Below are 25,529 nucleotides of genomic sequence, written 5' to 3' on the forward strand. Positions count from 1 at the left end.
CGGTGGGCGAGCACAGCGGCCGGACGGCCATCGTCACCGGCGCCACGAGCGGGATCGGGTACGCCATCGCCGAACTGCTCGCCGAACGCGGGGCGCGGGTGTTCCTGTGCGCCCGTGACGGCGAAGCGGTCGGCGCCACGGTGAAGCAGCTGCGGGACCGAGGGGGCGAAGCCGACGGCGTCGCCTGCGACGTGCGCTCCCCGGAGCAGATCCGGTCCTTTGTGGACTCGGCCGTGCGCCGCTACGGCCCGATCGACATCCTGGTGAACAACGCCGGGCGCGGCGGCGGCGGGGTGACCGCCGAGATCGCCGACGACCTGTGGTTCGACGTCATCAGCACCAACCTGCACGGCGTCTTCCTGATGACCAGGGACGTGCTCTCGGCCGGGGGCATGCGCGAGCGGGCGTGGGGCCGGGTCATCAACATCGCCTCCACCGCCGGCAAGCAGGGCGTCGTGCTCGGCGCCCCGTACTCGGCCTCCAAGCACGGCGTGGTCGGCTTCACCAAGGCGCTGGGCAACGAACTGGCCCCGACCGGGATCACCGTCAACGCGGTGTGCCCCGGTTACGTGGAAACCCCGATGGCCCAAGGGGTCCGGGCGCGCTACGCGGCGTTCTGGGACACCTCCGAGGAGGCCGTGCTGGCGAAGTTCGAGGCGAAGATCCCGCTCGGGCGCTACTCCACCCCGGCGGAGGTGGCCGGGCTGACCGGTTACCTGGTCTCCGACACCGCCGCCTCGATCACCGCGCAGGCGCTCAACGTCTGCGGCGGGCTCGGCAACTTCTGATGCGCACCCACCCGAAGGAGGACCATGACCGCCACCCGTGAGGTGGAGCACGAGATCACCGTCGCGGCCCCGGCCGCGGCGGTCTACGCGCTGGTGGCCGACGTCGGCGACTGGCCGCAGGTGTTCGGTCCCACCGTCCACGTCGAGCACCTGGACCGCGCGGCGGAGGGCCGCGGTACCGAACGCCTGCGCATCTGGGCCACCGCGAACGGTACGGCCAAGGGCTGGACCTCACGTCGCGAGCTGGACCCGGACGGCTTGCGGATCGACTTCCGGCAGGAGGTCTCGCAACCGCCGGTGGGCGCGATGAGCGGTGCCTGGGTGATCGAGCCGCGGGCCGAGCGGGAGTGCCACGTCCGGCTGCTGCACAGCTACCGCGCCGCGAGCGGGGATCCGGCCGACCTCGCCTGGATCGACCGGGCGGTGGACCGCAACAGCGACGCCGAACTGGCGGCGCTGCGGCGCCACGCCGAGCACGGAGACCCGGTGTTCACCTTCGCCGACACCGTGTCGATCGACGGCCGCGCGGAAGACGTCTACGACTTCCTGAACGAGGCGCGGCACTGGCCGGAGCGGCTGCCCCACGTCGCGCGCGTCGAACTGGACGAACCGGTGGCAGGGCTGCAGACGCTGGAAATGGACACCGAGGCCCGAGGCGGTTCGCGGCACACCACGAAGTCGATCCGGGTGTGCCTGCCGCACCGGCTGATCGCCTACAAGCAGATCGGGTTGCCCGCCCTGCTGAGCCTGCACACCGGGCAGTGGACGATCGAGCCGGAAGACGGGGGAGTGCGGGTCACCTCGCGGCACAGCGTGCGCCTCGACGAGGCCAACATCGAACCGGTGCTGGGCGCGGGCACGGGGCCGGCGCAGGCGGAGGAGTACATCCGGACCGCGTTGAGCACGAACAGCCTGGCCACCCTCGGGCACGCGAAGACCTTCGCCGAGGGGCGCTGACCGTGTCCGCCCGGGTGCTGGTGGCCGGCGCCGGCCCGGTCGGCCTGCTGCTCGCCACCGAGCTGCGGCTGGCCGGGGTGCCGGTGGTCGTGGCGGACCGGCTGGCCGAGCCCATGGCGGAGTCCCGCGCGGTCCTGCTGAACCCGCGCACCGTCGAGTCGCTGCGCGAACGCGGGTTCTCCGGGCTGCTGGCCGAGGCCGTGCCGGAGTCCGGTGGTCACTTCGCCGGCCTGTCACTGGCGCACGCGGTGGACGGTGGCCAGGGGTATCTGAAGGTGCCGCAGTACCGGACCGAGGCGGCGCTGACCGCGCGGGCGCGGGAGCTGGGGGTGGAGATCCTGCGCGGCCACGAGCTGACCGGGCTGGAGCCGGACGAGCACGGCGTGACCGCCTGGTTCGGCGAGACCGCACTGCGGGCCGGGTACCTGGCCGGCTGCGACGGGCAGGACGGCGCCGTCCGGCGGCTGGCCGGGATCGAGGCCGTCGAGGTGCCACCGAGCAGGGAAATCCTGCGCGCGGACGTGCTCGGCCTGCGGGTACCCGATCGCCGGTTCGAGCGGCACCCGCGCGGGGTGGCGGTGGCGGCCACGCGTGACGGGCGGACACGCCTGATGGTGCACGAACACGGTGGCCGGGTCCGGGGCGCGCCACCGGGGTACCGGGAGCTGGCGGCGAGCTGGCAGCGGGTGACCGGGGAGGACGTCTCGGCGGGCGAGCCGGTGTGGGTGGACGCCTTCGACAACACCCGCGTGCTGGCCACGCACTTCCGGCGGGGCCGGGTCCTGCTGGCCGGGGACGCCGCGCACCGGCACCTGCCGGTCGGCGGGCAGTCGCTGAACACCGGTCTGCAGGACGCGCTGAACCTCGGCTGGAAGCTCGCCGCCACCGTGCTGGGTACCGCACCGGCCGGACTGCTCGACACCTACCACGACGAACGGCATCCGGTGGCGGTGCGCACCCTGGACCTGGTCACCGCCCAGGAGACGCTGCTGTTCGGCGGCCCCGAAGTGGCGCCGATGCGCTCGGTGCTCGCCGAACTGCTCGGCCTGCCCGCGGTCGGCGCGCACCTGGCCGGCGCGATCGGCGGGCTGGACGTGCGGTACCCGGGCACCGGTCCCCGGCTGCCGGAAACCCGCCTGGCGACCGGGGAGTCCACAGTGGACCTGCTGGCCGCGGGGCGCGGGCTGCTGCTCGACCGGCCCGGCGAGCGGGTGCTGGTCCGGCCCGACGGGTACGTGGCCTGGGCGGGTACCGAGGCCGGGGGCCTGACCGCGGCTCTGCGCCGCTGGTTCGGCGCGCAGCGGCCACCGATCGCACGGGGGGAAGCAGGATGAGCACGGTAGCGCTGGACACCGGGATCACCGAGCAGGGCCGGGAGGTCGCCCAGCGGGTCGACGACCGGCTGCGCGAGGTGCTGACCCGCGACCGGGAGCGGTACAGCCAGGTCACCCCGCACGCCAGGGACGTGATGGAGGCGCTGCTGATCGCCGTGCTGGGGGGCGGCAAGCGGCTGCGGCCCGCCTTGGCCCACCTCGCCTTCACCGGAGCGGGCGGGGCGCCGGGGGACGAGAGGATCATCGACGTCGGTGCCGCGCTGGAACTGCTGCACGCCGGTTGCCTGGTGCACGACGACGTGATGGACGATTCGCCGGTCCGGCGCGGCCTGCCCACCACGCACGCCGCCTTCGAACGGCGGCACGCGCTGGCCGCGTACGCGGGGGAGAGGCGGCGGTTCGGCGAGGGCGTCGCCACCATCGTCGGTGATCTGGCCTTCTTCTACGCCATCGGGCTGCTGCGCGGGGCCGGACCCGACGCGCAGCAGGTGTTCTTCGAGATGGCCGTGGATGCCGGGATCGGGCAGTACCTCGACCTGCTCGCCGCCGCGGGGCCCGCCGAAACGGCCCCGGACCCGCTGGTGATCGCGCGGTACAAGACCGGGCGGTACACGGTGGAGGGCCCGCTCCGGCTCGGCGCGGCGCTGTGCGGGCGGCTGGCCGAACTCGATCCGGTGTTCACCGCCTTCGGCAGGCCCGCCGGGCTGGCCTACCAGTTGCGCGACGACCTGATCGGCGCCTTCGGGGACCCGGCGGCGACCGGCAAACCGGTGGGGGACGACCTGCGGCAGGGCAAGCGGACGCTGTTGCTCGCCGTGGCACGCCGCCGCGTGAGCGAGCCCGCGGCCCGGGACCTGCTCCGGCGCGCCGGGGACGGCGGGCTCACCGAGGCCGAGGTGCCACTGGTGCAGGAACTGCTGATCGACGCCGGGGCGCGGGAGCAGGTGGAGCGCACGTGTGCCGCGCTGGCCGAAGACGCCGTCGGCGCGCTGGCCACCGCGGACATCGGTGACCGGGCGAAGGCGGCGCTGACCGGCTTCGCCACGCAGGTCGCCCGGCCCGCCTGAGCGAGGAAGGCCCCCGGGCCCGCGCCCGGGGGCCTTCGCTCATTCGATCACGGTGCGTGTCCCGGCCAGGGAGACCTGCTGCGCCAGCACGTCCATGCCCCCGTCCACGGTGAGCACCTGGCCGGTGGCCGCGACCAGCGAGCCGTCGGCGAACGCGGCGATCACCCGCCCGACGTCGTCGGGCTCGAGCATCCGGTCGAGCACCGACCGCTCGCGCAGGTACTGCCGCAGCTCCGGGGTGTTGACCTTGGCGCTGGCGTCGGTGCGCACCGCCCCCGGCGCGATCGTGTTCACCGAGATGCCGGACAGCCCGGCGTGCCCGGCGACGTGCCTGCTGAAGCTGTTGAGCGCGGCCTTCGCCGCCGACTGCGCCACGCTGCCCGCCGCCGCGTCGGCGTCGATGCTGGAGACGTAGACGATGCGGCCGGACCCACGCGGCCGCATCAGCTCGAGCGCGCGCTGGGTCAGGAAGAACACCCCGGCCAGCTCGCTGTTCACCTTGGCGGAGAAGGTTTCCCAGCTCAGTTCGTCGAGCTGGACGAACGGGGGGTGCGCGGTGTTCGCGTTGCACACCAGCGCGTCCAGCCTGCCGCGGGTGTCGCGGATGTGCGAAACCATGCGCGCCACCGCGTCGCCGTCGCAGACGTCGGCCTGGAACGGCTCGGCCGAGCCCCCCGCCGCTTCGATCGCGGTCACCACTTCCTTGGCCGCCGCCTCCGCGCGCAGGTAGTTGACCACCACGTGGTGGCCGCGCGCGCCGAGGACGCGCGCGGTCGCCGCGCCGATGCCCCGGCTGGAGCCGCTGACCAGTGCGACCTTCCGTTCCGCGGTCACAGGGTGTCTCCCGGCCGGACATCGAGATCGACCCGGTAGACCACCGGCCGCGGGGTCACGTGCAGCCCGGGGTCGTCGATCATCCGCTTGATGGAAGCCCGCCATTCCGGATCGGCCCGCGCCGCGTCGAATTCGCGCCCGCTGCGCCATTCGGCGACATTGATGAAACCGAGTTCGGCGCGTTCGGTCAGCGAGTGGTACATCCGCGCGCGCAGGAAACCCGGCTGCCGCGCCATCACCCGCGCGTTGTCCTTCCAGCGTTCGAGGAAGAGCTCGGATTCGCCCGGGGGCACGGTGAACGCGTTGATCAGCGTCACCGGTTCGTCCACATCGGATTCGGTCAGATCCACCTGCGCGGTCAAGGGAACGCTCCTCGCTGATCGAAGGTGCTGGGTAGGGTCGGCGAGGCGACCGTAACACCGGTGCGAGAAAGCGAACTGGGAGTTTACCGCGGCCTGACAATCATTTGTCGCCGTTCTCACGCCCATTCCATTGACCGTCGTGCGGGCGGATCGGCAGAGTTGGCCGCGGAATCTTCCGGGTGGAAATGGGGCACTACACGATGACCGATCCTTCGATGCTGCTGCCGATGGTGGCCGGCTACATCCCGGCGAAGGTGCTGCAGACGATCGCCGAACTCGGGGTGCCGGACCACCTGGCGGGCGGCGGGCGCACCGCGGCCGAACTGGCCGGGCTGACCGGGACCCACGCGCCTTCGCTGACACGCGTGCTCCGGGCCGCGGCCGTTTTCGGCGTGGTCCGCAGCGAAGGGGACGAGTACGCACTGACCGGGCTGGGCGAGTTGCTGCGCTCGGACGTGCCGGGCTCGCTGCGCGAGTTCGCCGTGCTGACCGGGGGCCACGAGGCCTGGCGCTCGTGGGGCGAACTGGCGCACAGCGTGCGCACCGGCGAGCCCGCGTTCGAGGCCGCTTTCGGCACCGGCTGGTTCGACCACCTGGACGCCGAGCCGGAAAAGGCGGCGCGGTTCGCCAGGGCGATGGCCTCGGCCACCGCGCTCGCCGCGCCGGACATCGCCGGGCACTGCGACCTCACCGGGATCGGCACGCTCGCCGACATCGGTGGCGGCAACGGCCTGCTGCTGTCCCGGCTGCTCGTGGCACACCCGGAACTGAAGGGCGTGCTCGCCGATTCCGCCGCCGGGCTGGACGACGCCGCGCGGTTGCTGGCCGAGGCCGGTGTGGCGGACCGCTGCGAGGTGGTCCCCACCGACTTCTTCGACTCGGTGCCCGCCGGGCTGGACGCCTACCTGCTCAAGAGCATCGTGCACGACTGGCCGGACGAGCGGGCAGGCCGGATCCTGGCGAACTGCCGCGCGGCCATGCGGCCGGACTCCGTGCTGCTGCTGGTCGAACTGGTGCTGCCCGGTGCCGGGGACCCGGTGCCGAACGTGCAGGCGGTGATGAGCGACCTCAACCTGATGGTCGGCACCGGCGGCCGCGAACGCACCGCGGCCGAACTGCACGCGCTGCTCGCCGCGAACGGGTTCGAGCCGGACGTCACGACACCCTGCGGGCAGAGCGGGTTCAGCGTGCTGCGAGCCCGCCCGGCGCGATGAGCGGCACCGAGGAGCCGGTACCCACCGGCCGCCTGCGCCGGGCACTGCCGCTGGCCGCGCTGACCGGGCGCACCGCGGGCGGCGCGGTGGTCGCCGCGCTGCAGGGCAGGCAACGCCGGGACGCCGCGCGCGAGCGCGCCGCCGGCCGGTACGCCGACCTGCTCGGGAAGTCCCGCGGCGTGCTGATGAAGGCCGGGCAGATGCTGTCGTTCCTGTCGCTGGACCCGGAGGGCTCGGACGAATCCGTCCAGGCGGCCTTCAGGCGGCTGCAGTCCGGCGCTCCGGCGATGCCGTGGGCGGAGGCGGCGGCCGTGCTGGAAAGCGAACTCGGCGGGTCCGTCGAGCGGTTCTTCGCCGAGTTCGACACCGAGCCGCTGGCCGCCGCGTCGATCGGGCAGGTGCACCGGGCCCGGCTCGCCGACGGCAGGCCGGTCGCGGTCAAGGTGCAGTACCCCGGGATCGCCGAGGCGGTCCGGGCCGATCTGGCCAACGTGGAACTGCTCACCGCCTTCCTGCGCGTCCGCGGTGTGCTCAGCCGCGGTATGCCCGCTGTGGACACCCGGGCGCTGATCGAGGAGATCGGCGGCCGGATCGGCGAGGAGGTGGACTACCGGGCGGAGGCGGCGAACCAGCGGCGGTTCGCCGAGGCCTACGCCGGTCACCCGTTCCTCCGGGTGCCCGCGGTGTTCGGCGAGCTGTCCACCGGCCGGGTCCTGACCACGGAACTGGCCGAGGGCCGGTCCTGGACCGAGGCCACCGGGTGCCCGCAGCACCTGCGCGACCGGTGGGGGGAGGCGATCTTCCGCTTCCTGTGGGGCAGCCTGCGTGAACTCGGCGTCGCCTACGCCGACCCGCACCCCGGCAACTACCTGTTCCACGACGACGGCTCGGTCACCTTCCTGGACTTCGGGTGCGTCAAGGAGTTCACCCCGGACCGGCTGGCGCAGATCACCGCTTTGCAACGCGCCGGAGCCGACGGAGACGCCGACGGGGTGTGGCGGGCTTCGCTGGCACTGGGTTCGCTGCGGGAGACCGGCGGCCCGGGCCCGGCGGAACTGCACGACTGGATGTCCGCCCAGTTCCGGCCGCTGACCGGGGAGCAGCCGTTCACCTACACCCGGGAGCACGCCGCCACGGTCAACCGGCGGATGTTCTCCCCGTTCGGGCCGTACGGCGCCGTGCTGAAGAAGCTGACCATGCCGCCGCACACGTTGTTCCACTCCCGGATGGACGCCGGCATCACCGCCATCCTCGGCGCGCTGGAGGCCACCGCCGACTGGGCGGCGATCCTGGCGGAACTGGACGGACTGGGCCCGCCCGCCACCGAGTTCGGCGCCCAGGCGGCCGGATTCCGGGCCGGGCACGCATGAGCGGCGTGCGGTTCGACGAACGGCTCGACGCGCTCGTGGTCACCTCCTTCCCCCTGGCGCGGCAGGTGCTCCACGGGCCGGGGTGGGTCAGCGACCTGGCAGCCAACCTGCGCCTGCTGGCGGGCATGGGCGGGGCCGAGGACCTGCCGCCGCTGATGGCGACCATGCTGGAGCTGTTCGCGGACGGGCCGGTGCACGACCGGTTCCGCGAACTGGTGGCGCCGAGCTTCTCGGCGAAGCGGATCGAGGCGCTGCGCCCGTGGATCGCGGAGATCGCCGCCGCCGGGGTCTCCGGCGTGTCCGAAGTGGACGGTCCGGTCGACCTGCTCGGCCTCCTGGCCCACCCGGTGCCCGTGGCGGTGATCGCCGGGCTGCTCGACGTGGGCCAGGAAGGCGCCGAACTGATCAGCGAAACGGCGCCGCGGCTGACCGCCGTGCTGGAGAGCGACCCGGACGAGGAGCAGTTGCTCGACGCGGGGCACGCGGCGATCGACTGCGCGATGTTCCTGCTGCCGCTGCTGGCCGAACGCCGGGCGGAACCGGGGGACGACTTCGTCAGCGAACTGCTGCGGGCCGGGGACGGCCTGCTCAGCCTCGACGAGGTGCTCGCGATCATCCTGCTGCTGCTCATCGCGGGGCAGGAGACCACCGCCGGCCTGATCGGCAACGGCGTGCTCGACCTGCTCCGCCACCCCGCCGAACTGGCCGCCCTGCGCGGCGAACCGGGCCGGGCCGGCGCGGTGGTGCAGGAGGTCCTGCGGCTGGACCCGCCGTTGCGCACCACCGGCCGGTCGGCGGCCACCGAGCAGCGGCTCGGCCAGGTCGTGGTTCCGGTCGGCGGGAAGGTGCTCGTCGACCTGGCGGCGGCCAATCGCGACCCGGCCCGGTTCACCGACCCGGACCGCTTCGCGCCGGGGCGCGCCGATGCCGGTCACCTCGCTTTCGGCGGCGGAGCCCACTTCTGCCTCGGCGCGGCGCTGGCCAGGGTCGAGACCGAGGAAGTGCTCCGGCAAGTGGCGGTGCGGCTACCGGGACTCGCCCTCGCCGAGCCGGAGCCACCCAGGCGGCCGTCGAGGAACTTCCACGCGCTGAGCAGGCTGCTCGTCCGTCCCTGACCCAGCCCGGTTCCTTCCTGGCGCACTCACCGACAGTTCGCCCGCGCCGACTGCACGGCGAGCGGAACCGTCACCCCGTCTCACTCGGCCGAGGTACGTGCGGCTCGACAGCCTCCATGACCTCCTCGATGAAGCCACAGGCCTCGTCAGTGGTTCCGGCCGAAAGGACCACACCCACCCGGACTCGGGCTCCCGAGTTGACGTCGATGAAGATCGCGCAGTCGCCTTGACCGCCACCGAGCTGTGTCTTGTCCATCACCAGCCGACGGTCGTTGTAGGTTCCGTCGACCAGATCCTTCGAGTGGGCCGCGATGTCGTCCACCCCTTTTTCGTCGAGACTGAGATTCACGCGGCCGAATCCGGGCTTGTCGGTGACGCAGCCCCGGTACCCGCCGAGGGTCTTCTCCTTGCGAGAGGCAGGGAATTCCTGTCCAGTCAACGCCTGGTCGAGAACCGAACACTCCTCGACGTCGTCGAACACGTCCGGTGCTGCCCTGGTCTGGGAGAGGGTCACGGTTGCGGAGTGGGTCGTGGGTTGGGGGGCGGGTTCGCCCGGATCCTCAGCGGAGCAGCCCCCTGCCACGAGGGCCACGGCCGCCAGCGTGAACATCCTGACCGGGTTCCGTGCGGGCACTTCGCTGCTCATCGGCAGTTCGGTTCTGGCCAAGCTCGCGAAACACCCGGTCGATCTCGGGCTCGCATCGATCCTACTTCTCTGATCGGGCCCCGCGCTCCACGTTTCAGTGTCTGAAGGACCGCGAAACGCCACCCCGCAGGACGGTGGTGGCCCGGACGACGCCACGCGCTCTGCCCGGCCGTGTCAGCCCCCGTCTGATCGGTGTCCGCGCCGTGTCAGCCGCGTGTTCGGCCCGTCGGCCAACGTGTGCGCATCTCCTCGACAACGCACTGCCCGAGTTCGACGTTCCAGGAAGGATTTTCATCATGGCGGACACGACAGACGGGCCACGGGGGCTGGGAAGCCTCCGGCGCCGGACCGTGTTGGGGGGCGCGCTGGCCACCGGCGCGCTCGTCGCCACCGGCACCGCCTCCGCGCACGTTCCCGGCACCGGCGGTGGTGAGCGCGGTGTCGCCCGCGGCTGGGGGAAGGTCGCCGACGCGTTCCGCGCGAACTTCGACGACCCCGGCGAGGTCGGCGCGGCGTGCAGCGTCTACGCGGACGGTCGTCTGGTGGTCAACCTGTGGGACGGCCTCGCCGATCGCGCGACGAACCGGCCGTGGCGCGCGAACACCACCGCGCAGGTCGCGTCCACGACCAAGGGCGCGACCGCGATCTGTGCCCACCTGCTGGTGCAGCGCGGTCAACTGGACCTGGACGCCCCGGTGGTCCGGTACTGGCCGGAGTTCGGCGCGGCGGGTAAAGAGGGGATCTCGGTGCGCTGGCTGCTCTCGCACCAGGCCGGCCTGCCGATCGTCGACGGGCCGCTGACCTTCGAGCAGGCGTGCGCCTGGGACCCGGTCATCCGCGCGCTCGAGGCGCAGAGGCCGCTGTGGGAGCCGGGCACCCAGCACATCTACCACGCCAACACCTACGGATTCCTGGTCGGGGAGCTCGTGCGCCGGATCACCGGCAAGTCACCCGGCACGTTCTTCGCCGACGAAGTGGCCCGTCCCCTCGGACTCAGCGCCTGGATCGGGTTGCCCGAAAAGCACGAGAAGCGGGTGGCCGCGATCCACAACACCGCGCCGTTCAGCGTGGAAGAGTTGCTCGCCGGGTTGATCAAGGTGACCGGGCTGGACAAGGACACGGTCACCGCCTGGGTCAACGCCCTGTACAGCCCGGGTTCCGTCGCGACCCGCGCCGGTGAACTCGGCGGCGCCTTCACCAGCTCCGACTACTTCACCACACGTGCCTGGCGCGCGGCGGAATTCCCGGCCGCCAACATGGTCGCCGACGCGCACTCGATCGCCCGCATGTACGCCGCGACCGTCAGCGAGGTCCACGGCAGGCGGCTGCTCACCGCTGAAACGGTGGAGACCGCGACGGAAATCCACACCGACAGGACACCCATGCACGGACTCCCCGCGGGAGTGGTCCTTCCCGCCGACCGCTCCTTCAACATGTCACTCGGCTTCTGGCGGGCCTGCCCGCCGTATCCGATGCTCAGCCCGGCGTCGTTCGGCCACCCGGGCGCCGGCGGATCCGTCGGTTTCGCCGACCCCGACGCCCGTGTCGGCTTCGGCTACATCACCAACCTCTGGAACTACCGCCCCGACGACCCACGGGCGACCAACCTGGCCAACGCCGTCCGGACCTGCCTCGGATGACACGTGGAGGACGAGGGGCGAGACGCTGGTCGAACCGCGGCCCCCTGAGCCCTGAGCCGTGGACAAGCGCACATCGGCATGAGGGGACATTGGCGACGCACGCTCGGCGGCATGTGTGAGGACGTTTGGCCTGGGATGGCCGTATGCCAGGCCAACTCGCTGCCGGGGACGTGACGGCGGTGTCCCTTGCCGTCCACGCAGGGTGGATCCACCATCGCAGGCACCGCTGTTGCCTGTGGTCACTCCCGTTGCCGGGTTGCGATGTCGATGGCGCGCTGCATCGCGGTACTGAGGGATTGACCGGTGCGCAGGGCTGTTTGTCCAGCCGCGAGGACAGCTCCGGTGACGGCGCCGACGATCGCGGCGGCGTCGATGTCGTCGAGTTCGTCGGTGCAGGTCTGCCGGAGTGTGGTGGCCAGTTGTTGCTGGGCGTCGAATGCCCGCTGCAGCATCGTCGCCCGCAGCGCCGGTACCGAGGTGATCAGGTCCAGCCGGATCCTCTCCAGCTCGCTGGCCGGGTCGCGGAGTCCTGTCCCGGCCTCGGCCAGCATCCGGAACATCGCGCGCCGCAGGACGCCGAGTGCCGTTTCGCCGGACTGGCGTTCCGCGATCACGTTCAGCCCGGCGCGCAGGATCTGCGCGCCGTCATCGGTGAGGACCAGGTCCTCTTTCGTCGCGAAGTGGTTGAAGAACGTCGCGTGGGACACCTCGACGGCCGCGGCGATCTCGGCGGTGGTCGTCTGGTCGTAGCCCTTGCGTGCGAAGAGCCGGTACGCCGTCTCGATCAGCGCCCTGCGGGTGCGCTGCTTCTTCCGTTCTCGCAGTCCCGCCGGTTCGGTCATGCGGACAGCGTACTAGAGCCACCATGATGTTAGAGTTACTCTAAACTTAGAGTTTGTGTAGCCAGTTGTGAGGCAAGGAAGGGAGCCAACCATGACGATCGACGCGTTCCTTGAGCGGCTGCAGTACCGCGAGCCCGTCCGGGCCGATCTGGCCACGCTGCGAGGATTGCATCGGGCGTGGCGACTGCGTGTTCCGTACGAGAACATCGACATCCAACTCGGCAGGCCGGTCCTTCTCACACCGGACGCGCTGACGGACAAGTTCGCGCGCCGCGGGCGCGGAGGCCTCTGCTACGAGATGAACGGCGCACTCGCACTGCTGCTACGGGCGATCGGGTTCACCGTGACGATCGTGGAAGCGGCGGTGCTCCGCGCTACCCGGGGCGATCGGCAATGGGGCAACCACATCGCCCTGCTGGTGGATGTCGAGGGAGAGCACTGGGTGGCCGACACGGGGATCGGGGACGCGTTCCTCGAGCCGCTGCCGTTGCGGGAGGGTGCGCACCAGCAGGGGAGGCTGACCTACCGGATGGAGCGCCTCGATACCGGAATGTGGCGGATGCACCATCATCCACAGGGCACGATGTCCTCCTACGATTTTCATACCTTGCCGCGCGAACTCGCCGAGTTCGCCGACCGGGCACGGAACAAGCCGGCAGACTCCCCGTTCGTCAGGGTGCTCGTGGCTCAACACCACCGCAACGACCACGAGTTGGCCCTCCGCGCACGGACGATCACCCGCACCGGGCCGCACGGCGCCGATCGACGCACGTTGTCCACTCTGGACGAGTTCGCCGAGGCGCTGACCGAGTTCCGGATACCGCTGGACGACATCGAACCCGAACAGCTGACCGCGCTCTGGGAGAAGACCGCCCACCAGCACGAGGCCTGGCTGGCCATCCAGGAACGGGCAGTGCAGACCTGAGCATGAAGAGCCGGAGCCCGCACCACCGGGAGATCGGCCCGAACCATTGACCTGACCGGCCATACGTTCGAGTTGTTGGCGTTGCTGTCTGTTCTGTTCGGTCAGCGTGTCGACTCGTTGCTGAAGACGCTGGTTGTCGACCAACAGCCGCTAGAGAACATATGGGACGGATTGCCCGCACGAGCACGCTTGAGATGCGCGCAGCTGCACATCAATCCGAAAGTGCTTCCCCCTTGGTGAGTTGGAGGCCGACCTGGAGGAGCGGAGGCGACGAGCCGCCTTCGAGGGCTGGCTGGGTGAGATCGAAGGCATCGACCGAACCCTCCAACGCCTGCGGGACAAGCGGTCCGACGCGTTGCGGCTGACCCGTGTTACCCGCCAAGTCAACCTCGGCATGCCGGCCATCGCCGAGGCTCGTTGATCCGATGTTGTTGGCAGACGCGCGACTCGCGGCATGAGCGGACGGCATGGGATGGTGAAGCGGTGGACACGACCGAAACCCTGGGTGCTGTGGCACATCCAGGCGGATTGCTGGTGCGCCGACCGGAATTGACCGTCGGTGTCGTGCGTGCGGTGTCCAGGGTCTCGGTCTTGGAAATCGAGCTACTGGCTCGCCGCCCCCTGGATCGGCGCAGTGCGACCGAACGGCAGCGGGACATCCACGACGGGTTCTCGAGCCAGCCGGAAGTCGCGTCCCGCCGGTTGCTGCCGGCTTATGACGAGGGCATGGACCTGCGCGCTGGCCGGCTCGACCGCACCGGCCGCGCGCACTGGGAATTCGCCACGTCGTATTCGTCGAGCAGCGGTGACCACTTCCTCGGCACCTCCGGTCCCACCTACCGGGCCGTGTTCCGGTTCCCACCGGCGTTCGACCAGATGTCGCTCGTGCTCGCCTGGCCGGAGATCGGCTTCCCGGAAACGGTCAGCACCATGCCGCTGCCCGACCGGCCCACCGTCGAGCGAGCCACCACCTCGATCTGGCAGGCACCACTGGACGTTCGTCCCGTGCCGGAAGGGCTCACCCACCATGCCGGCCGCGGCCACGACTCACCGGCCATCGAAGCAGGCACGAACGCCGCGCCACCCCGGGTACTGCACCGCCGCGATGACCGCGTCGCTGTCGTGCTCACTCGACTGACCGCCACGGATTCGATGCTGTCCATGGAACTGCTCAGCGTCGCCCAAGGGGATCACGCGGATGCGATCAACGCCCATGCGTTTCCCCCTCCGCTACCGACCTCAGGCGCGCTGGACGACCCCGCTCAGATCCGGGCAGCGGGCCCTGGCGCCTGTGTGGCAGTCATCCAGGGGTCCGAAGCCTTCTGGATCCGACCGGGTGACAGTTCCGCCTCGGGAGGCGACCAGACCTTCTCCTGCCTCCAGGAGTTCACCTTGATCCGCCCGCACGACGACCTGCTCGACTTGATAGTGGCTTGGCCTCTCGCCGGACTCCACGACGTGCGAGTACGCCTTCCCCTCAACCCGGCTTGAGCCCCCCAACGTCGTAGCGCAGGGTGGTCACCCACCAGTCGGTGTAACGCGCTTCTTGGTTTCGTCCACTTAGACCGTCCACTCGAGTGCGTGCTCCTGGACGAATTCGGCGAAGGTGCGGGGCGGACGGCCGGTCAGGGTCAGCACCGCGGTGCTGACTCGATCTTCCCGGCCGGCCCTGATGCTGTCTTCCACCGCGGCGATGGCGGCGGCGAACGCGGCGGGTATGCCTGCTGCCCGGTAGCCGGCCGCCTGCTCATCGGCCCCGATCGACACCACTCGGACCGGCCGTCCGGTGCGCGCGGTGATGATCGCCGCCGCGTCGCGGTAGCTCAACGCCTTCGGCCCGGTGAGCAGGTAGTCGCGCTGGTCGCCTGACTCGACGCCGGGACCGGCCAGCAGAGCGAAGGCGGCGGCCGCGATGTCCCGCGCGTCGATCCAGCCCACTCGGCCGTCAGCGGCGGCGGTGCGGATCTCGTCGTGCCGCCGAATCCGCTCGCCGACCGGGTGCGGGCTCAGGAAGTTCTGCATGAACCCGGACGCGCGCAGCACGACCCACCCAGGCCGGGCCTGCACCTGCGCGGCCATCTCCAGCGCACCGGGAGCGTCCGGCAGCACGATGGCGGAGCCGAGGAGCACCACCCGGCGCACGCCGAGGCGTTGCGCCCCGGCCAGGAACGGCTCGACCAGCGGCATCGGATCCACGGCGTTCACCGGAGGCACCAGGAAGATCCGGTCCACCCCGCGCAGCGCGGCCGGGTGGGTGGCCGGGTCATCCCAGTCGAACCGGACCGCGTCAGGATCACCGGCGGGCGGGTTGCGGCTGGCCACGCGGACCGCCACACCGTTGCCGCGGAGCAGTCGTACCAGCGCGCTCCCGGTCTTCCCGGTGCCGCCGGTCACCAGCACACCGGTCATCGGTCGGTCCCCGAGCGCAGCGAAGCGAGCAGTTCGGGCAGCGCCCCGGCTGCCGTGGCGTTGGCCAGCGGATTCCAATAGTCCCGGAAGCGGGTGATCAAACCGTCCCGGACGGTGATCACCACGATGTAGTCCATCCGATAGGTCTTTCCGGTGCGCACCGAGTGCCCGTTCGCGTGGTACTCCACCACAGCGGTGTCCGGCCGTTCCGTGAGGTGCACGGTGATCGCGGGGATCTCCCGCACGTCGAACACCTCCGGGAAACCCCTCAGGTAGGCGCGGACCTCTTCCCGCCCGGCCAGCCGGCGCGGCGAGGCCCCGGCGGCGAACGGGAATTCGGCGGTGCCGTCTTCCTCCCACAAGTCGGCGACGGCGTCCATGTCCTTGGCCAGCACCAGATCCAGCAGTCGGCGCATCGTTTCCTCGGCAGTGCCCGGCACGGTGTCCCTCCCATGTTCGACGGGGTGTGAAGTCCAGCCTGGACGCGGACTCGCCGCCGGGGAACTGACAGCTGAGCCCCGGACCGCCAGTCCGTGGCTGAGCCGGGCACCCCGTGCCACCATGAGCGGGGTGAGCAGAGCCGAACTGGCCGACTTCCTTCGCCGCCGGCGGGAAGCACTGCGCCCGGACCAGGTGCCGGCGACCGCGACCCGCCCGCCGGGCCGGCGTGCCCGGCGCACTCCTGGGCTGCGCCGCGAAGAGGTGGCCACACTGGCCGGGATGTCGGTCAGCTATTACGAACGGCTGGAGCAGGCCCGCGCCCCGCGCCCGTCCCCGGAGGTGCTGGCAGCACTGGGGACGGCACTGCAGCTCACCGCAGCCGAGCGCGAGCACCTGGCGCGGCTGGCCGGGCAGCTCCCGCCCGGTGCGGACGCCGGCCGGAGGCCGGTACCCGCCGAGGCCCACCGGCTGCCGGACCGGCTCGGGCCGATACCCGCCTACGTGGTCAACGAGCGGCAGGACATCGTGGCCTGGAACAGCGCGGCATCCGCGTTGATCACCGATTTCGGGCTACTGCCCGCCGAGGAGCGCAACACCGTGCGGCTGGCCATCCGGCTGGGCGGCACCTTCTGCGGGGCACCGGCAGCCGAGGAGGGCGAGTTCGCCCGGCAGTTCGCCGCCCAGCTGCGCGCGGCCAGCGTCCGACACCCGACCGACCGCGTCCTCGGCGAGCTGGTCAACGAACTCGCCGCGCACAGCCCGGAATTTGCCGCCGGCTGGCGCGACCACGACGTACGACCTGTCCCCACGCTACGCAAGCACCTGCGCCACCCTGAGCTGGGCGAGCTGGAAGTGGTCCGACAAAACCTGCTGCTACCCGGTACCGACCTGCAGCTGGCGATGTACACCGCGGAACCGGGCAGCCCCAGCGCCGCCGCGCTCGCCCAGTTGGCGTGAGCCTCCCCAACGCGTAGCCAAGTGGCCCTGGTGCGCGTGCGTCGTGTGGGTCGAACAGCCGTCACCGCGAATCCGGGCGCGCTCGATAGCCTCCCGGGCAGGAACAGTCTCCCCCGACCACACGGAGGACCGGACGTGCCAGACGGATACGAAGTGGTGATCGGCGACATCCGCAAGGCCGCCGGCGCGGCGAAGGACGCCGCGGAAATCGCCGGGAGCGTGGACCTGCAGGCGGCGATCACTCCGGTCGGCCAGGCGATGGCCGGCTCCCGGAGCGCGCAGCGGGCCAACGCAGTGGCGCAGTTCTGGAGCAAGAACCTCACCGACTGGAAAAATGGCACAACGGGCTACGCCGACGGCCTCACCACCGCGGCCGGGAAGTACGCGACCAGCGAAACGCTCGCGGCGGAAAACCTCAGGGGCAACTGATGACCACCTACGGAGAGGTCCGCAAGTGGCGTTCGGCGCCGCTGGACAGCGCCGTCGGCGTATTGAACGAACACAGCCAGCAGCTCATCGGCATGAGCGACGAACTGGACTCGTCCGGTGCGCCTGAGGGCTGGATCGGTCCCGCCGCCGAGGCGGCGAAGCAGGACCGCAACCGGCTCGCCGACGGGATGGAGGGCATTGTCGCCGGCGTGGCCGCGGTGCGCCGCGCCGTCGCGGACACCGCCGACGGTGTGCAGCGGATCGAACACCTGGTCCGCGACGCCGAGGCACTGGCCGCAGCCAAGGGCTTCGTCATCTCCGATCAGGGAACGGTGACCGAGAAGGCCTGCGATGCCCGGGAGGACCGCGAGGAGACCGCGAAGAACAAGGTGGCCGTGGAAACCGAGGTGCGCCGGATCATGGGAATCGCCGGCGATGTCGACTCCTTCCTGTCGGGCGTGCTCGGCAAGGTCGCAGCCGGTCAGATCTCGATTCATCTGCAGACGTCCACTTTGGAGTCCGCGAGCCGGCAGGGTGCGAAGCAGGGCAGTTTCCACGAACAACTGCTGCAGAAGTACAACGTCTCGACCGATCCCGAAGGGACGGTGATGTATCCGGCGGGTGCGAAAGGCGCACTGCTGAGCAAGTTCTTCGAGAAGACGAAGCTGACCGAAGGCGAGGCGGAGATGCTCGACGGACTCGGCCTCAGCGCATACGACGCCCTGCAGATCAAGAGCAAGGCCGAAGAGCTGGGCAAGACCGTGTACGGCGGCGCCGGGGTGGGCGACGGGCACGCTGACGCCTACCGGCACGGGTACCTCAGTGCGGAGTTGACCAGGAAGTTCGGCCCGGATTGGAGCGAGAAGTTCCTCACCGCGCACGAGCGGGTCCCCGGCAACAACCCGACGACCGAAGCGATGGACCTGCACAACAACGAGGTGGGCAGGCGCGTCGCCATGGCGCACCCCACCGCGAGCCCGGAGCAGCTCCAGCACCACCTCGACCAGGCCGTCCGCAACGGTGACATGGTCGTCCTGGACAAGGAAGGCAAGCTGGTGCGCAGTGATCAAGTCGAATTCGGGCAGACCGGCCTCCACCAGGACGAGCAGCCCCGCTTCGGCCAGGAGCCGAAGAAGCCACTCGACCACGGCGGTTACGGAGCCCGGTGAGCCACCACCAGCCGTCGGTGGCGCGGTAACGGGACCAGCACGACGTTCACAGCGCAGGCTCGAACACCGGTAGACCGCGAACCGTGAATTCGTGGTCCGGCGCCGGGCACGAGCCGGTCGAGCGGGAACTGAAGGAGTTCCTGCTCGACCGGCTCGTGAAGTACGGGATCCCGGTGACCGTCGATGCGGTGGACGCCCTGCCGAGCACCGGCTCCGGCAGGATCCGCAAGGCGAGCTGCGGCGGTCCGTTCAGAGCCCGAGGCCGTAGACCGACAGTGTCCGGCTGCCGCCGAAGCCGCCGGTGCGGTGCAGCAGGCGCAGGTCCGCCGTGCCCGCCATGATGTCCAGTTCCGCCAGCGGCGGGAACTCGGCGGTCCGGTGGTAGTGCCCGAGCTGCACGGGCATCGTCGGCGTTTCGATGATCACCACACCGTCGTCGACGATGTGGTCGGCGGCGGTCATCAGCAGTTCGATCTGGGCACGCAGGGTGTAGAGCTGCGCCAGTGCCGACGGTTCGACCAGTACCGCGCCGAAGACGTCCTCCAGGCACTCGCGCCGCAGGTCGGCGTGCACGAAGTAGACCGATTCCGCGCCGGGCATGCTCGCCGCGTACTCGATCGCGGTGGGGGAGTCGTCGACGACGAACACGGTGAACCCCGCCGCGGCCAGCGCGCGGGCCGGGCCGTCCGGGTTCGCGCCGAGTTCCAGGATGGTGCGGTCGGGAACCCAGTGCTGGTAGAAGGCGACGGTGTGCCGCCAGTCATCGCCCAGGGGTCTGGGGTCGAGTGTCGTGGTGCGCAGGTGGTGTAATGACATCGGGCAACCTGTCGTCCGGGGCCGGGGAACCGAGCTCGCCTGTGTTACCCCTACTTACGGCCGACCCGCCCGTTTCGTTCACCCCCAGTTGTTCCGTCGGCACACGGTGCGTTTCGCGCGCGGTGGCCGCGGCACCGGCGGCGAGCAGGCAGACGGCCGCGGTGAAGATGGCGACGCCCAGCCAGTCGTCCTTGCCGGAGCCGATGGCGGCGACCACGCTCGGCGCGAACCCGGCCACGGCGAAGCCGATCTGGGTGCCGATCGCCATCCCGGACAACCGCACCCGGGCGCTGAACATCTCGCCGTAGAACGCCGGCCACACCCCGTTGACCCCGCTGTAGACCACGCCGAACAGCAGCAGGCCGAACGGGAAGATGAGCAGGAACTGCCCGGACGAGATGGACCACAGGTACGGGAAGATCAGCACCCCGCAGCCGAGGCAGCCGCCGATGAACACCGGCTTGCGGCCGATCCGGTCGGCCAGCCCGGCCAGCGCCGGGATCGCCGCCAGCGCCAGGACGTTGGCCAGCACACCCACCCAGAGCATCGGCGTGCGTTCCAGTCCGACGGTGTTGACCGCGTAGCTGAGCGCGTAGACGGTGAAGATCGTGCTGACCGAAGCGATGGTGGCGGCGACGACCACGCGGAGCACGTCGGCCCAGTGGTCGCGGAAGAGCACCGCGACCGGCAGCTTGGCGACCTCGGCGCGTTCGAACACCGGCGTCTCGTCGAGCTTGCGCCGCACCACGAACCCGACCACCACGACCGCCGCGCTGCACCAGAACGGCAGGCGCCAGCCCCAGGACAGCAGTTGGTCTTCGGGCATCGCGGCGATCGGCAGGAACACCGCGGTCGCCAGGATCTGCCCGGCTTGGGTGCCGCTGAGCGTGAAGCTGGTGTAGAACGCGCGCCGGTCCTGCGGGGCGTGCTCCAGCGACATCGAGTTCGCGCTGGCCTGCTCGCCCGCGGCGGACAGCCCCTGCATCAGGCGCAGGACGACCAGCAGGATCGGCGCGAGCACGCCGACGTCGCCGTAGGTCGGCAGGCAGCCGACGGCGAAGGTGGCCACGCCCATCAGCAGCAGCGTGAAGACCAGCACCTTCTTGCGGCCGAAGCGGTCACCGACGTGCCCGAGGATCACCGCGCCGACCGGGCGGGCGAGGTAGCCGACGCCGAAGGTGGCCAGCGCGAGCAGCGTGCCGGTGGCGGGGGAGGAGGCGGGGAAGAAGATCTTGTTGAACACCAGTGCCGCTGCGGTGCCGTAGATGAAGAAGTCGTAGTACTCGAGCGCGCTGCCGATCCAGGCGGCCACCGCGGCCTTGCGCGGCATGTCCGGTGCGGATGTCGGGGTCAATGGGGGCTCCTGAAGTCCGTGCTCCGTTGCTCAGACACAGCGGGTCAGCTATGAACCATCTAGTTAGTTAACACAGGCTGGACAACGAGCCGTCCGATGTCAAGAGCCGATTTCCACCACCGGTGCCCGCCCGAATGCGGAGTTCGGCTTCGCGAGTGTGGGGTTCACGTGCCTGAACGTGGAACTCGCGCGCCTGAGTGTGGAGTTCGGCTGCCTGAACGTGGAACTCGGCTGCGTGAGTGTGGGACTCGGCTTCCGGCGAGTTCCATGTTCAGGCGCCTGAACTCCACACTCAGGCAAGCGAACCCCACACTCAGGCGGCTGAAACCCGCGTTCGGGTAGGCGAAACCCGCGTTCAGGTGGGGGTGTTGGTGAGGTGGTCGATGACGAGGTCGCCGAGCATGCGGCGCTGGTGCGCGCGTCGCCGCGGGTCGAGCAGGTCGCGGCCGAAGATGGCGTTGAAGGTGTGCCGGTTCGCCAGGCGGAACACGCAGAACGAGCTGATCACCATGTGGATGTCGAGCGCGTCGGCGTCGGCGCGGAAGCGGCCGGCGGCGCGGCCGCGGTCGAGGATGCGGGTGAGCACGTCGAGCGCGGGGTTGGCCAGGCCGGACAGCACCTCCGAGCGGGCGATGTGCTCGGCGCGGTGGATGTTCTCGATGCTGACCAGGCGGATGAAGTCCGGGTGCGCCTCGTGGTGGTCGAAGGTCAGCTCGGCGAGCTGGCGGATGGCGTCCTCGGGTTCGAGGTGCTCCACGTCCAGTTGCTGCTCGAGGGTCCGGATCGCCGAATAGGCCTGTTCCAGCACGGCGACGTAGAGTTGTTCCTTGCCGCCGAAGTAGTAGTAGATCATCCGCTTGGTGGTGCTGGTCCTGGCGGCGATCTCGTCCACCCTGGCCCCGGTGTAGCCCTTGTCGGCGAACTCGCTGGTGGCCACCGCGAGGATGTCGGCGCGGGTGCGGTCCTTGTCCCGCTGCCGCTCGACGTCGGACGACGGTGCGGCCACCGGGCTTCCTCCGATTCGTTCGCGGACGCCCCACTCTAACCCAGACCCTTTGCCGGGCGGCGGAGTCCGGCTACAGTGAACTCACCAGTTAGTACATTAACGCCGGAAGGCCCTGTGGTGACCAGCTATCTCATCGGACTGATCGGCTCGGGCATCGGGCCGTCGCTGAGCCCGGCCCTGCACGAGCAGGAGGCCGCCGAGCTCGGCCTGCGTTATCTGTACCGCCGCCTGGACCTCGACGTGCTCGGGCGCCCGGCCGCGGAAGTCCTTGAGGCCGCGCGGCTGGCCGGGTTCGACGGGCTGAACGTGACCCACCCGGCCAAGCAGCAACTGCTCGACCGGCTCGACGAGCTCTCCCCGGAGGCCGCCGCGCTCGGCGCGGTCAACACCGTGGTCTTCGACGGCGGGCGCGCGATCGGGCACAATACCGACACCACCGGGTTCGCCGGCAGCCTCAGCCGCGGCCTGCCCGACGCGGCGATGGAATCGGTGCTGCTGCTGGGCGCGGGCGGGGCGGGTGCGGCGGTCGGGCACGCGCTGCTGTCGCTGGGCACCGGCACGCTGCACGTCCACGACGTCGACGCCGACCGTGCCACCACCCTGGTTTCCGCGCTGTGCGAACGGTTCGGCGCCGATCGCGCGGTGGTCGGCGACCTCGACGCGCTGCGGTTCGCCGACGGCCTGGTGCACGCGACCCCGACCGGCATGGCGAACTACCCGGGCAGTCCGGTGCCCGCCTCGGCGCTGCGGCCGGAACTGTGGGTGGCCGACATCGTCTACCGTCCACTCGAGACGGACCTGCTGCGGGCCGCGGCCGCGCGCGGGTGCCGCGTGCTGCACGGTGGCGGCATGGTCGTGCTTCAGGCGGCCGACTCGTTCCGCCTGTTCACCGGGGTCGAGCCGGACGCCGAGCGCATGCTGCGCCACTTCCGGGAACTCGCCGCGCTGGAAGGGAAGGCGGTGTACGCCCGTGGCTGAGCGCCGTACTGCCATCGCCACCGTCTGCCTCTCCGGCACGCTGGAGGACAAGCTCGCGGCCGCTTCGGCGGCCGGGTTCGACGGCGTGGAGATCTTCGAGAACGACCTGCTCGCCTCGCGGCTGTCTCCGGCGGGGATCCGGCGCCACTGCGCGGATCTGGGCTTGTCGATCGACCTCTATCAGCCGTTCCGCGACTTCGAAGCGGTACCGCCGGAGATCTTCGACGCCAACCTGCGGCGGGCCGAGCGCAAGCTGGACCTGATGGCCGAGCTGGGCACGGACACCATCCTCGTCTGTTCTTCGGTCTCGCCCGACGCGGTCGACGACGACGAACTCGCCGCCGAGCAACTGCACGCGCTCGCCGAACTGGCGGGGGAGCGCGGCCTGCGGATCGCCTACGAAGCACTGGCGTGGGGCCGGTTCGTCAACACCTACCGGCGGTCGTGGCAGATCGTGCGCCGGGCCGCGCACCCGGCGCTCGGGTTGTGCCTGGACAGCTTCCACATCCTGTCCGTGGGCAGCGATCCCGCCGCGATCCGGACGATCCCCGGCGAGAAGATCTTCTTCGTGCAGCTCGCCGACGCGCCCCGGCTGGCGATGGACGTGCTGCAGTGGAGCAGGCACCACCGGCTGTTCCCCGGTCAGGGCGAGTTCGACCTGACCGCGTTCACCGGGCACGTGCTGGCCACCGGCTACGACGGGCCGCTGTCGCTGGAGGTGTTCAACGACGTGTTCCGGCAGGCCGATCCGCGGCTGGCCGCGGTCGACGCGATGCGGTCGCTGCTGGCCCTGCAGGAGTCGCTCGGCCTGGTCGACCTGCCCGCCGCGCCGGCGTTGCACGGGCACGCCTTCGCCGAACTCGCCGCCTCCTCCGGGGAGGACGTGGAGAAGGTGCTCGCCGGCCTCGGGTTCACCAGTGTGGGCCACCACCGCACGAAACCGGTGCGCTTGTGGGCGCAGAACGGCGCCAGGGTGCTGGTCAACGAAAGCGGTGAGCGCACGGCGATCGCGGTCGAGAGCGACGACCCGGCGCGGTCGGCCCGGCGTGCCGAGGCGTTCCTGGCGCAGCCGTTGCCGCGTGGCCGGGAAGCGGTCGCCGCCCCCGATTCCACCGAGTTGTTCTTCTGCGGCAGCGAGGACTGGCTGTCCGACTTCGAGCTCACCGGCGAGACCGAGGACCTCGCGGGCATCACCGGCATCGACCACGTGGCGCTGACCCAGCCGTTCGACCAGTTCGAGGAAGCCGCGTTGTTCTACCGGTCCGTGCTGGGCCTGCGGCTGGAGCCGGTGGTGGAGTTCGCCGCGCCGTTCGGCCTGGTGCGCAGCCGTGCCGCGGCACACCAGGGCGTGCGCCTGACCCTGGACACCTCGCTGGTGCGCCGCGGCGAATGGGCCCCGGCCGTGCGCGAACCGCAGCACATCGCCTTCACCACCGGCGACGCGATCGCCAGCGCGAAGGCGATGCGCGCGCTCGGCGCCCCGCTGCTGGACATCCCCGGCAACTACTACGACGACCTCGAAGCCCGCCTCGACCTGCCCGCGGACCTGCTGGCCGCGCTGCGGGCCGAGTCGGTGTTGTACGACCGCGACGAGCACGGCGAATTCCTGCACTTCTACACCGACCTCGCGGGCGAGCGCGTGTTCTTCGAGGTGGTGCAGCGCATCGGCGGCTATCGCGGGTACGGCGTGGCCAACGCGCCGATCCGGATGGCCGCCCACCGCGACCGCAGGCTCAGCGGGCCGGGTTAGCGATCCGCGCCTCGGGGATGGTCTCCAGCGCCTGACCCCACTCCGGGTACTGCGCGACCTTGGCCAGGTGCAGTGCCATCACCTTGGCGCTCAGCTCCGGGTCCAGGTCGTCGGAGAGCCGGACGGCGGACATGCGCTGGATGTGCGGCAGGATCTGCCAGTCGCCCTCCAGGTGGACCGGGTCGTGCATGTACCGCTCCAGCGCGGGAAGGTCCGCGATGGCGGCCAGGTAGGTGTGGGTGAAGCCCTCGGCGGGGTCGCCGATGTCCTGCCCCACGGTCGAAAACGCCACCGACTCCACCGAAGCGGTGCGCCGCATCGCGGTCAGCACGGTGTCCTTCTCCGCGTCGGTGGTCCCGTCCTTGAAGCTGAACCGAAGGATGTTGACGATCATCGCTGCCTCCTGAATTGAACTTGCTGGTTCAACTTAGTGTTCATCGAGGTTCATTCGCAAGGACCGGGATATGCTGGGTCCGTGACAGTTGCCTCCCGGGGGCGGATCGACAAGCGGCAAGCGATCCTGGCCGCCGCGTTCACCGTTTTCGCGCGCCGTGGCTACGCCGAAGCCTGCGTGAAGGAGATCGCCGAGGAGGCGGGCGTCGCCAAGCCGACCGTCTACAACCACCTCAACGACAAGGAAAACCTGTTCCGCCACGCCATCGAAGCCGCCGCCGACGAGGTGATGGCGGCCAATCTCGAGGTGGTAGAACGGCTCCGCGGACCGGGGGAGGACCTGCGCGCGACGCTGGAAGACGTGGCGCACCGCCTGGTCCAGGTGTGCTGCGACGAGCGCTCACGCTCCCTGCGGCGGCTGACCTACGGGCAGGTGGCGCGGTTTCCCGAGCTGATCGACCTGGTGCAGGCCCGGACCGCGGACAAGGTCGCCGAAGCGCTGGCCGACCGGCTCGCGCGGCTTTCGCTCGCCGGGCGCCTGCGGTCCGGTGATCCTTCGGTCGCTTCGGAGCAGTTGCTCGCGCTGCTCACCGGACCGCTGGAAACCCACTCACGGCTGGGTACGCGCGAAGTGCCCGCCGCGGAGATGCGGGCCGTGTCGGACGCGGCCGTGGACACCTTCCTGCGTGCCTACGCCGCCTGAAACCCGGGGACATCGGCGAGCGCGCTGGTA

General features: G+C 70.7%; 27 protein-coding genes. 17 read left to right on the plus strand and 10 right to left on the minus strand.

Annotated elements, in window-relative coordinates; translation table 11 throughout:
• Positions 1-2 precede the first annotated feature (2 nt).
• From fabG to L3Q67_RS29965, 4 genes are read left to right on the plus strand one after another with little or no spacing between them, the layout of a single operon-like run.
• The gene (gene fabG, locus L3Q67_RS29950) at positions 3-788 is read left to right on the plus strand and encodes a Rossmann-fold NAD(P)-binding domain-containing protein (RefSeq protein ID WP_499184774.1); all 786 of its coding nucleotides are present in this window, start codon (positions 3-5) and stop codon (positions 786-788) included.
• A 24-nt stretch (positions 789-812) separates the two neighbouring features.
• A complete protein-coding gene (locus L3Q67_RS29955) occupies positions 813-1,745 on the plus strand; it encodes an aromatase/cyclase (protein WP_499184775.1) in 933 nt (310 codons plus the stop codon).
• Positions 1,746-1,747: 2 nt separating this feature from the next.
• Positions 1,748-3,079 (plus strand): FAD-dependent monooxygenase family protein, encoded by a 1,332-nt coding sequence (locus tag L3Q67_RS29960; protein WP_499184776.1) that lies wholly within the window; start codon positions 1,748-1,750, stop codon positions 3,077-3,079.
• On the plus strand, positions 3,076-4,146 hold the full coding sequence (locus tag L3Q67_RS29965) for a polyprenyl synthetase family protein (RefSeq protein ID WP_499184777.1): 1,071 nt from the start codon (positions 3,076-3,078) through the stop codon (positions 4,144-4,146). The genes L3Q67_RS29960 and L3Q67_RS29965 overlap by 4 nt, the downstream gene beginning before the upstream one ends.
• A gap of 39 nt (positions 4,147-4,185) precedes the next feature.
• Here L3Q67_RS29965 and L3Q67_RS29970 read toward each other — a convergent pair whose 3' ends face one another.
• A complete protein-coding gene (locus L3Q67_RS29970) occupies positions 4,186-4,980 on the minus strand; it encodes a Rossmann-fold NAD(P)-binding domain-containing protein (RefSeq protein ID WP_499184778.1) in 795 nt (264 codons plus the stop codon).
• Positions 4,977-5,342: an antibiotic biosynthesis monooxygenase family protein gene (locus tag L3Q67_RS29975; RefSeq protein WP_499184779.1), complete on the minus strand. Its 366-nt coding sequence runs from the start codon at positions 5,340-5,342 to the stop codon at positions 4,977-4,979. The genes L3Q67_RS29970 and L3Q67_RS29975 overlap by 4 nt, the downstream gene beginning before the upstream one ends.
• Before the next feature lie 200 nt (positions 5,343-5,542).
• Between L3Q67_RS29975 and L3Q67_RS29980 the strand changes: the two genes are divergently transcribed.
• Genes L3Q67_RS29980 through L3Q67_RS29990 form a run of 3 tightly spaced genes read left to right on the plus strand, consistent with a single transcriptional unit; the run spans position 5,543 to position 9,041 of the window.
• Positions 5,543-6,556, plus strand: coding sequence for a class I SAM-dependent methyltransferase (locus L3Q67_RS29980; RefSeq protein ID WP_499184780.1), 1,014 nt, complete (start codon positions 5,543-5,545; stop codon positions 6,554-6,556).
• The gene (locus L3Q67_RS29985) at positions 6,553-7,926 is read left to right on the plus strand and encodes an ABC1 kinase family protein (RefSeq protein WP_499184781.1); all 1,374 of its coding nucleotides are present in this window, start codon (positions 6,553-6,555) and stop codon (positions 7,924-7,926) included. The genes L3Q67_RS29980 and L3Q67_RS29985 overlap by 4 nt, the downstream gene beginning before the upstream one ends.
• Positions 7,923-9,041 (plus strand): cytochrome P450 family protein, encoded by a 1,119-nt coding sequence (locus L3Q67_RS29990; protein ID WP_499184782.1) that lies wholly within the window; start codon positions 7,923-7,925, stop codon positions 9,039-9,041. Before L3Q67_RS29985 ends, L3Q67_RS29990 begins: the two co-directional genes overlap by 4 nt.
• Positions 9,042-9,111: 70 nt before the next feature.
• Here L3Q67_RS29990 and L3Q67_RS29995 read toward each other — a convergent pair whose 3' ends face one another.
• On the minus strand, positions 9,112-9,687 hold the full coding sequence (locus L3Q67_RS29995) for a DUF3558 domain-containing protein (protein ID WP_499184783.1): 576 nt from the start codon (positions 9,685-9,687) through the stop codon (positions 9,112-9,114).
• A gap of 296 nt (positions 9,688-9,983) precedes the next feature.
• On the opposite strand from L3Q67_RS29995, the gene L3Q67_RS30000 reads away from it, so the two are divergent.
• On the plus strand, positions 9,984-11,327 hold the full coding sequence (locus L3Q67_RS30000) for a serine hydrolase domain-containing protein (protein WP_499184784.1): 1,344 nt from the start codon (positions 9,984-9,986) through the stop codon (positions 11,325-11,327).
• A 239-nt stretch (positions 11,328-11,566) separates the two neighbouring features.
• Here L3Q67_RS30000 and L3Q67_RS30005 read toward each other — a convergent pair whose 3' ends face one another.
• The gene (locus tag L3Q67_RS30005; RefSeq protein WP_499184785.1) at positions 11,567-12,169 is read right to left on the minus strand and encodes a TetR/AcrR family transcriptional regulator; all 603 of its coding nucleotides are present in this window, start codon (positions 12,167-12,169) and stop codon (positions 11,567-11,569) included.
• A gap of 91 nt (positions 12,170-12,260) precedes the next feature.
• Here L3Q67_RS30005 and L3Q67_RS30010 point away from each other — a divergent pair, with 91 nt between their 5' ends.
• The 3 genes from L3Q67_RS30010 (at position 12,261) to L3Q67_RS30020 (ending at position 14,585) form a co-directional block, all read left to right on the plus strand.
• Entirely contained in the window at positions 12,261-13,094 is an 834-nt protein-coding gene (locus tag L3Q67_RS30010; RefSeq protein ID WP_499184786.1) for an arylamine N-acetyltransferase family protein, read from the plus strand.
• Between the two features lie 241 nt (positions 13,095-13,335).
• Positions 13,336-13,515 (plus strand): recombinase, encoded by a 180-nt coding sequence (locus tag L3Q67_RS30015; RefSeq protein WP_499184787.1) that lies wholly within the window; start codon positions 13,336-13,338, stop codon positions 13,513-13,515.
• A gap of 62 nt (positions 13,516-13,577) precedes the next feature.
• A complete protein-coding gene (locus tag L3Q67_RS30020; protein ID WP_499184788.1) occupies positions 13,578-14,585 on the plus strand; it encodes a hypothetical protein in 1,008 nt (335 codons plus the stop codon).
• A gap of 69 nt (positions 14,586-14,654) precedes the next feature.
• Here the strand turns inward: L3Q67_RS30020 and L3Q67_RS30025 are convergent, their stop codons facing one another.
• Entirely contained in the window at positions 14,655-15,503 is an 849-nt protein-coding gene (locus L3Q67_RS30025) for a Rossmann-fold NAD(P)-binding domain-containing protein (protein WP_499184789.1), read from the minus strand.
• A complete protein-coding gene (locus L3Q67_RS30030) occupies positions 15,500-15,919 on the minus strand; it encodes a nuclear transport factor 2 family protein (RefSeq protein WP_499184790.1) in 420 nt (139 codons plus the stop codon). Before L3Q67_RS30030 ends, L3Q67_RS30025 begins: the two co-directional genes overlap by 4 nt.
• Positions 15,920-16,073: 154 nt before the next feature.
• Here L3Q67_RS30030 and L3Q67_RS30035 point away from each other — a divergent pair, with 154 nt between their 5' ends.
• From L3Q67_RS30035 to L3Q67_RS30045, 3 genes are all read left to right on the plus strand, one after another.
• A complete protein-coding gene (locus tag L3Q67_RS30035) occupies positions 16,074-16,901 on the plus strand; it encodes a helix-turn-helix transcriptional regulator (protein ID WP_499184791.1) in 828 nt (275 codons plus the stop codon).
• 135 nt (positions 16,902-17,036) lie between these two features.
• Positions 17,037-17,330 (plus strand): hypothetical protein, encoded by a 294-nt coding sequence (locus tag L3Q67_RS30040; protein WP_499184792.1) that lies wholly within the window; start codon positions 17,037-17,039, stop codon positions 17,328-17,330.
• Positions 17,330-18,499 carry a WXG100 family type VII secretion target gene (locus L3Q67_RS30045; protein ID WP_499184793.1) on the plus strand — a complete coding sequence of 390 codons (1,170 nt, stop codon included), beginning with the start codon at positions 17,330-17,332 and terminating at the stop codon, positions 18,497-18,499. The genes L3Q67_RS30040 and L3Q67_RS30045 overlap by 1 nt, the downstream gene beginning before the upstream one ends.
• A 249-nt stretch (positions 18,500-18,748) precedes the next feature.
• Here the strand turns inward: L3Q67_RS30045 and L3Q67_RS30050 are convergent, their stop codons facing one another.
• The 3 genes from L3Q67_RS30050 to L3Q67_RS30060 all read right to left on the minus strand — a co-directional run bounded on the left by L3Q67_RS30050 (position 18,749) and on the right by L3Q67_RS30060 (position 21,675).
• Positions 18,749-19,315 (minus strand): class I SAM-dependent methyltransferase, encoded by a 567-nt coding sequence (locus tag L3Q67_RS30050; RefSeq protein WP_209667704.1) that lies wholly within the window; start codon positions 19,313-19,315, stop codon positions 18,749-18,751.
• The gene (locus L3Q67_RS30055; protein WP_499191676.1) at positions 19,260-20,645 is read right to left on the minus strand and encodes an MFS transporter; all 1,386 of its coding nucleotides are present in this window, start codon (positions 20,643-20,645) and stop codon (positions 19,260-19,262) included. The genes L3Q67_RS30050 and L3Q67_RS30055 overlap by 56 nt, the downstream gene beginning before the upstream one ends.
• Positions 20,646-21,024: 379 nt before the next feature.
• Positions 21,025-21,675 (minus strand): TetR/AcrR family transcriptional regulator, encoded by a 651-nt coding sequence (locus tag L3Q67_RS30060; RefSeq protein WP_499184794.1) that lies wholly within the window; start codon positions 21,673-21,675, stop codon positions 21,025-21,027.
• Between the two features lie 117 nt (positions 21,676-21,792).
• Between L3Q67_RS30060 and L3Q67_RS30065 the strand changes: the two genes are divergently transcribed.
• Together L3Q67_RS30065 and L3Q67_RS30070 are read left to right on the plus strand one after the other, a co-directional pair.
• Positions 21,793-22,653, plus strand: coding sequence for a shikimate dehydrogenase (locus L3Q67_RS30065; RefSeq protein WP_499184795.1), 861 nt, complete (start codon positions 21,793-21,795; stop codon positions 22,651-22,653).
• A complete protein-coding gene (locus tag L3Q67_RS30070) occupies positions 22,646-24,403 on the plus strand; it encodes a bifunctional sugar phosphate isomerase/epimerase/4-hydroxyphenylpyruvate dioxygenase family protein (protein ID WP_499184796.1) in 1,758 nt (585 codons plus the stop codon). Before L3Q67_RS30065 ends, L3Q67_RS30070 begins: the two co-directional genes overlap by 8 nt.
• Here L3Q67_RS30070 and L3Q67_RS30075 read toward each other — a convergent pair.
• A complete protein-coding gene (locus L3Q67_RS30075; protein WP_499184797.1) occupies positions 24,387-24,797 on the minus strand; it encodes a Dabb family protein in 411 nt (136 codons plus the stop codon). The genes L3Q67_RS30070 and L3Q67_RS30075 overlap by 17 nt on opposite strands.
• A gap of 81 nt (positions 24,798-24,878) precedes the next feature.
• On the opposite strand from L3Q67_RS30075, the gene L3Q67_RS30080 reads away from it, so the two are divergent.
• Positions 24,879-25,499, plus strand: coding sequence for a TetR/AcrR family transcriptional regulator (locus L3Q67_RS30080; protein WP_499184798.1), 621 nt, complete (start codon positions 24,879-24,881; stop codon positions 25,497-25,499).
• The last annotated feature ends 30 nt before the right edge of the window (positions 25,500-25,529 follow it).

The sequence above is a fragment of the Saccharothrix sp. AJ9571 genome (assembly GCF_021725495.1).
Lineage (GTDB): Bacteria > Actinomycetota > Actinomycetes > Mycobacteriales > Pseudonocardiaceae > Amycolatopsis > Amycolatopsis magusensis.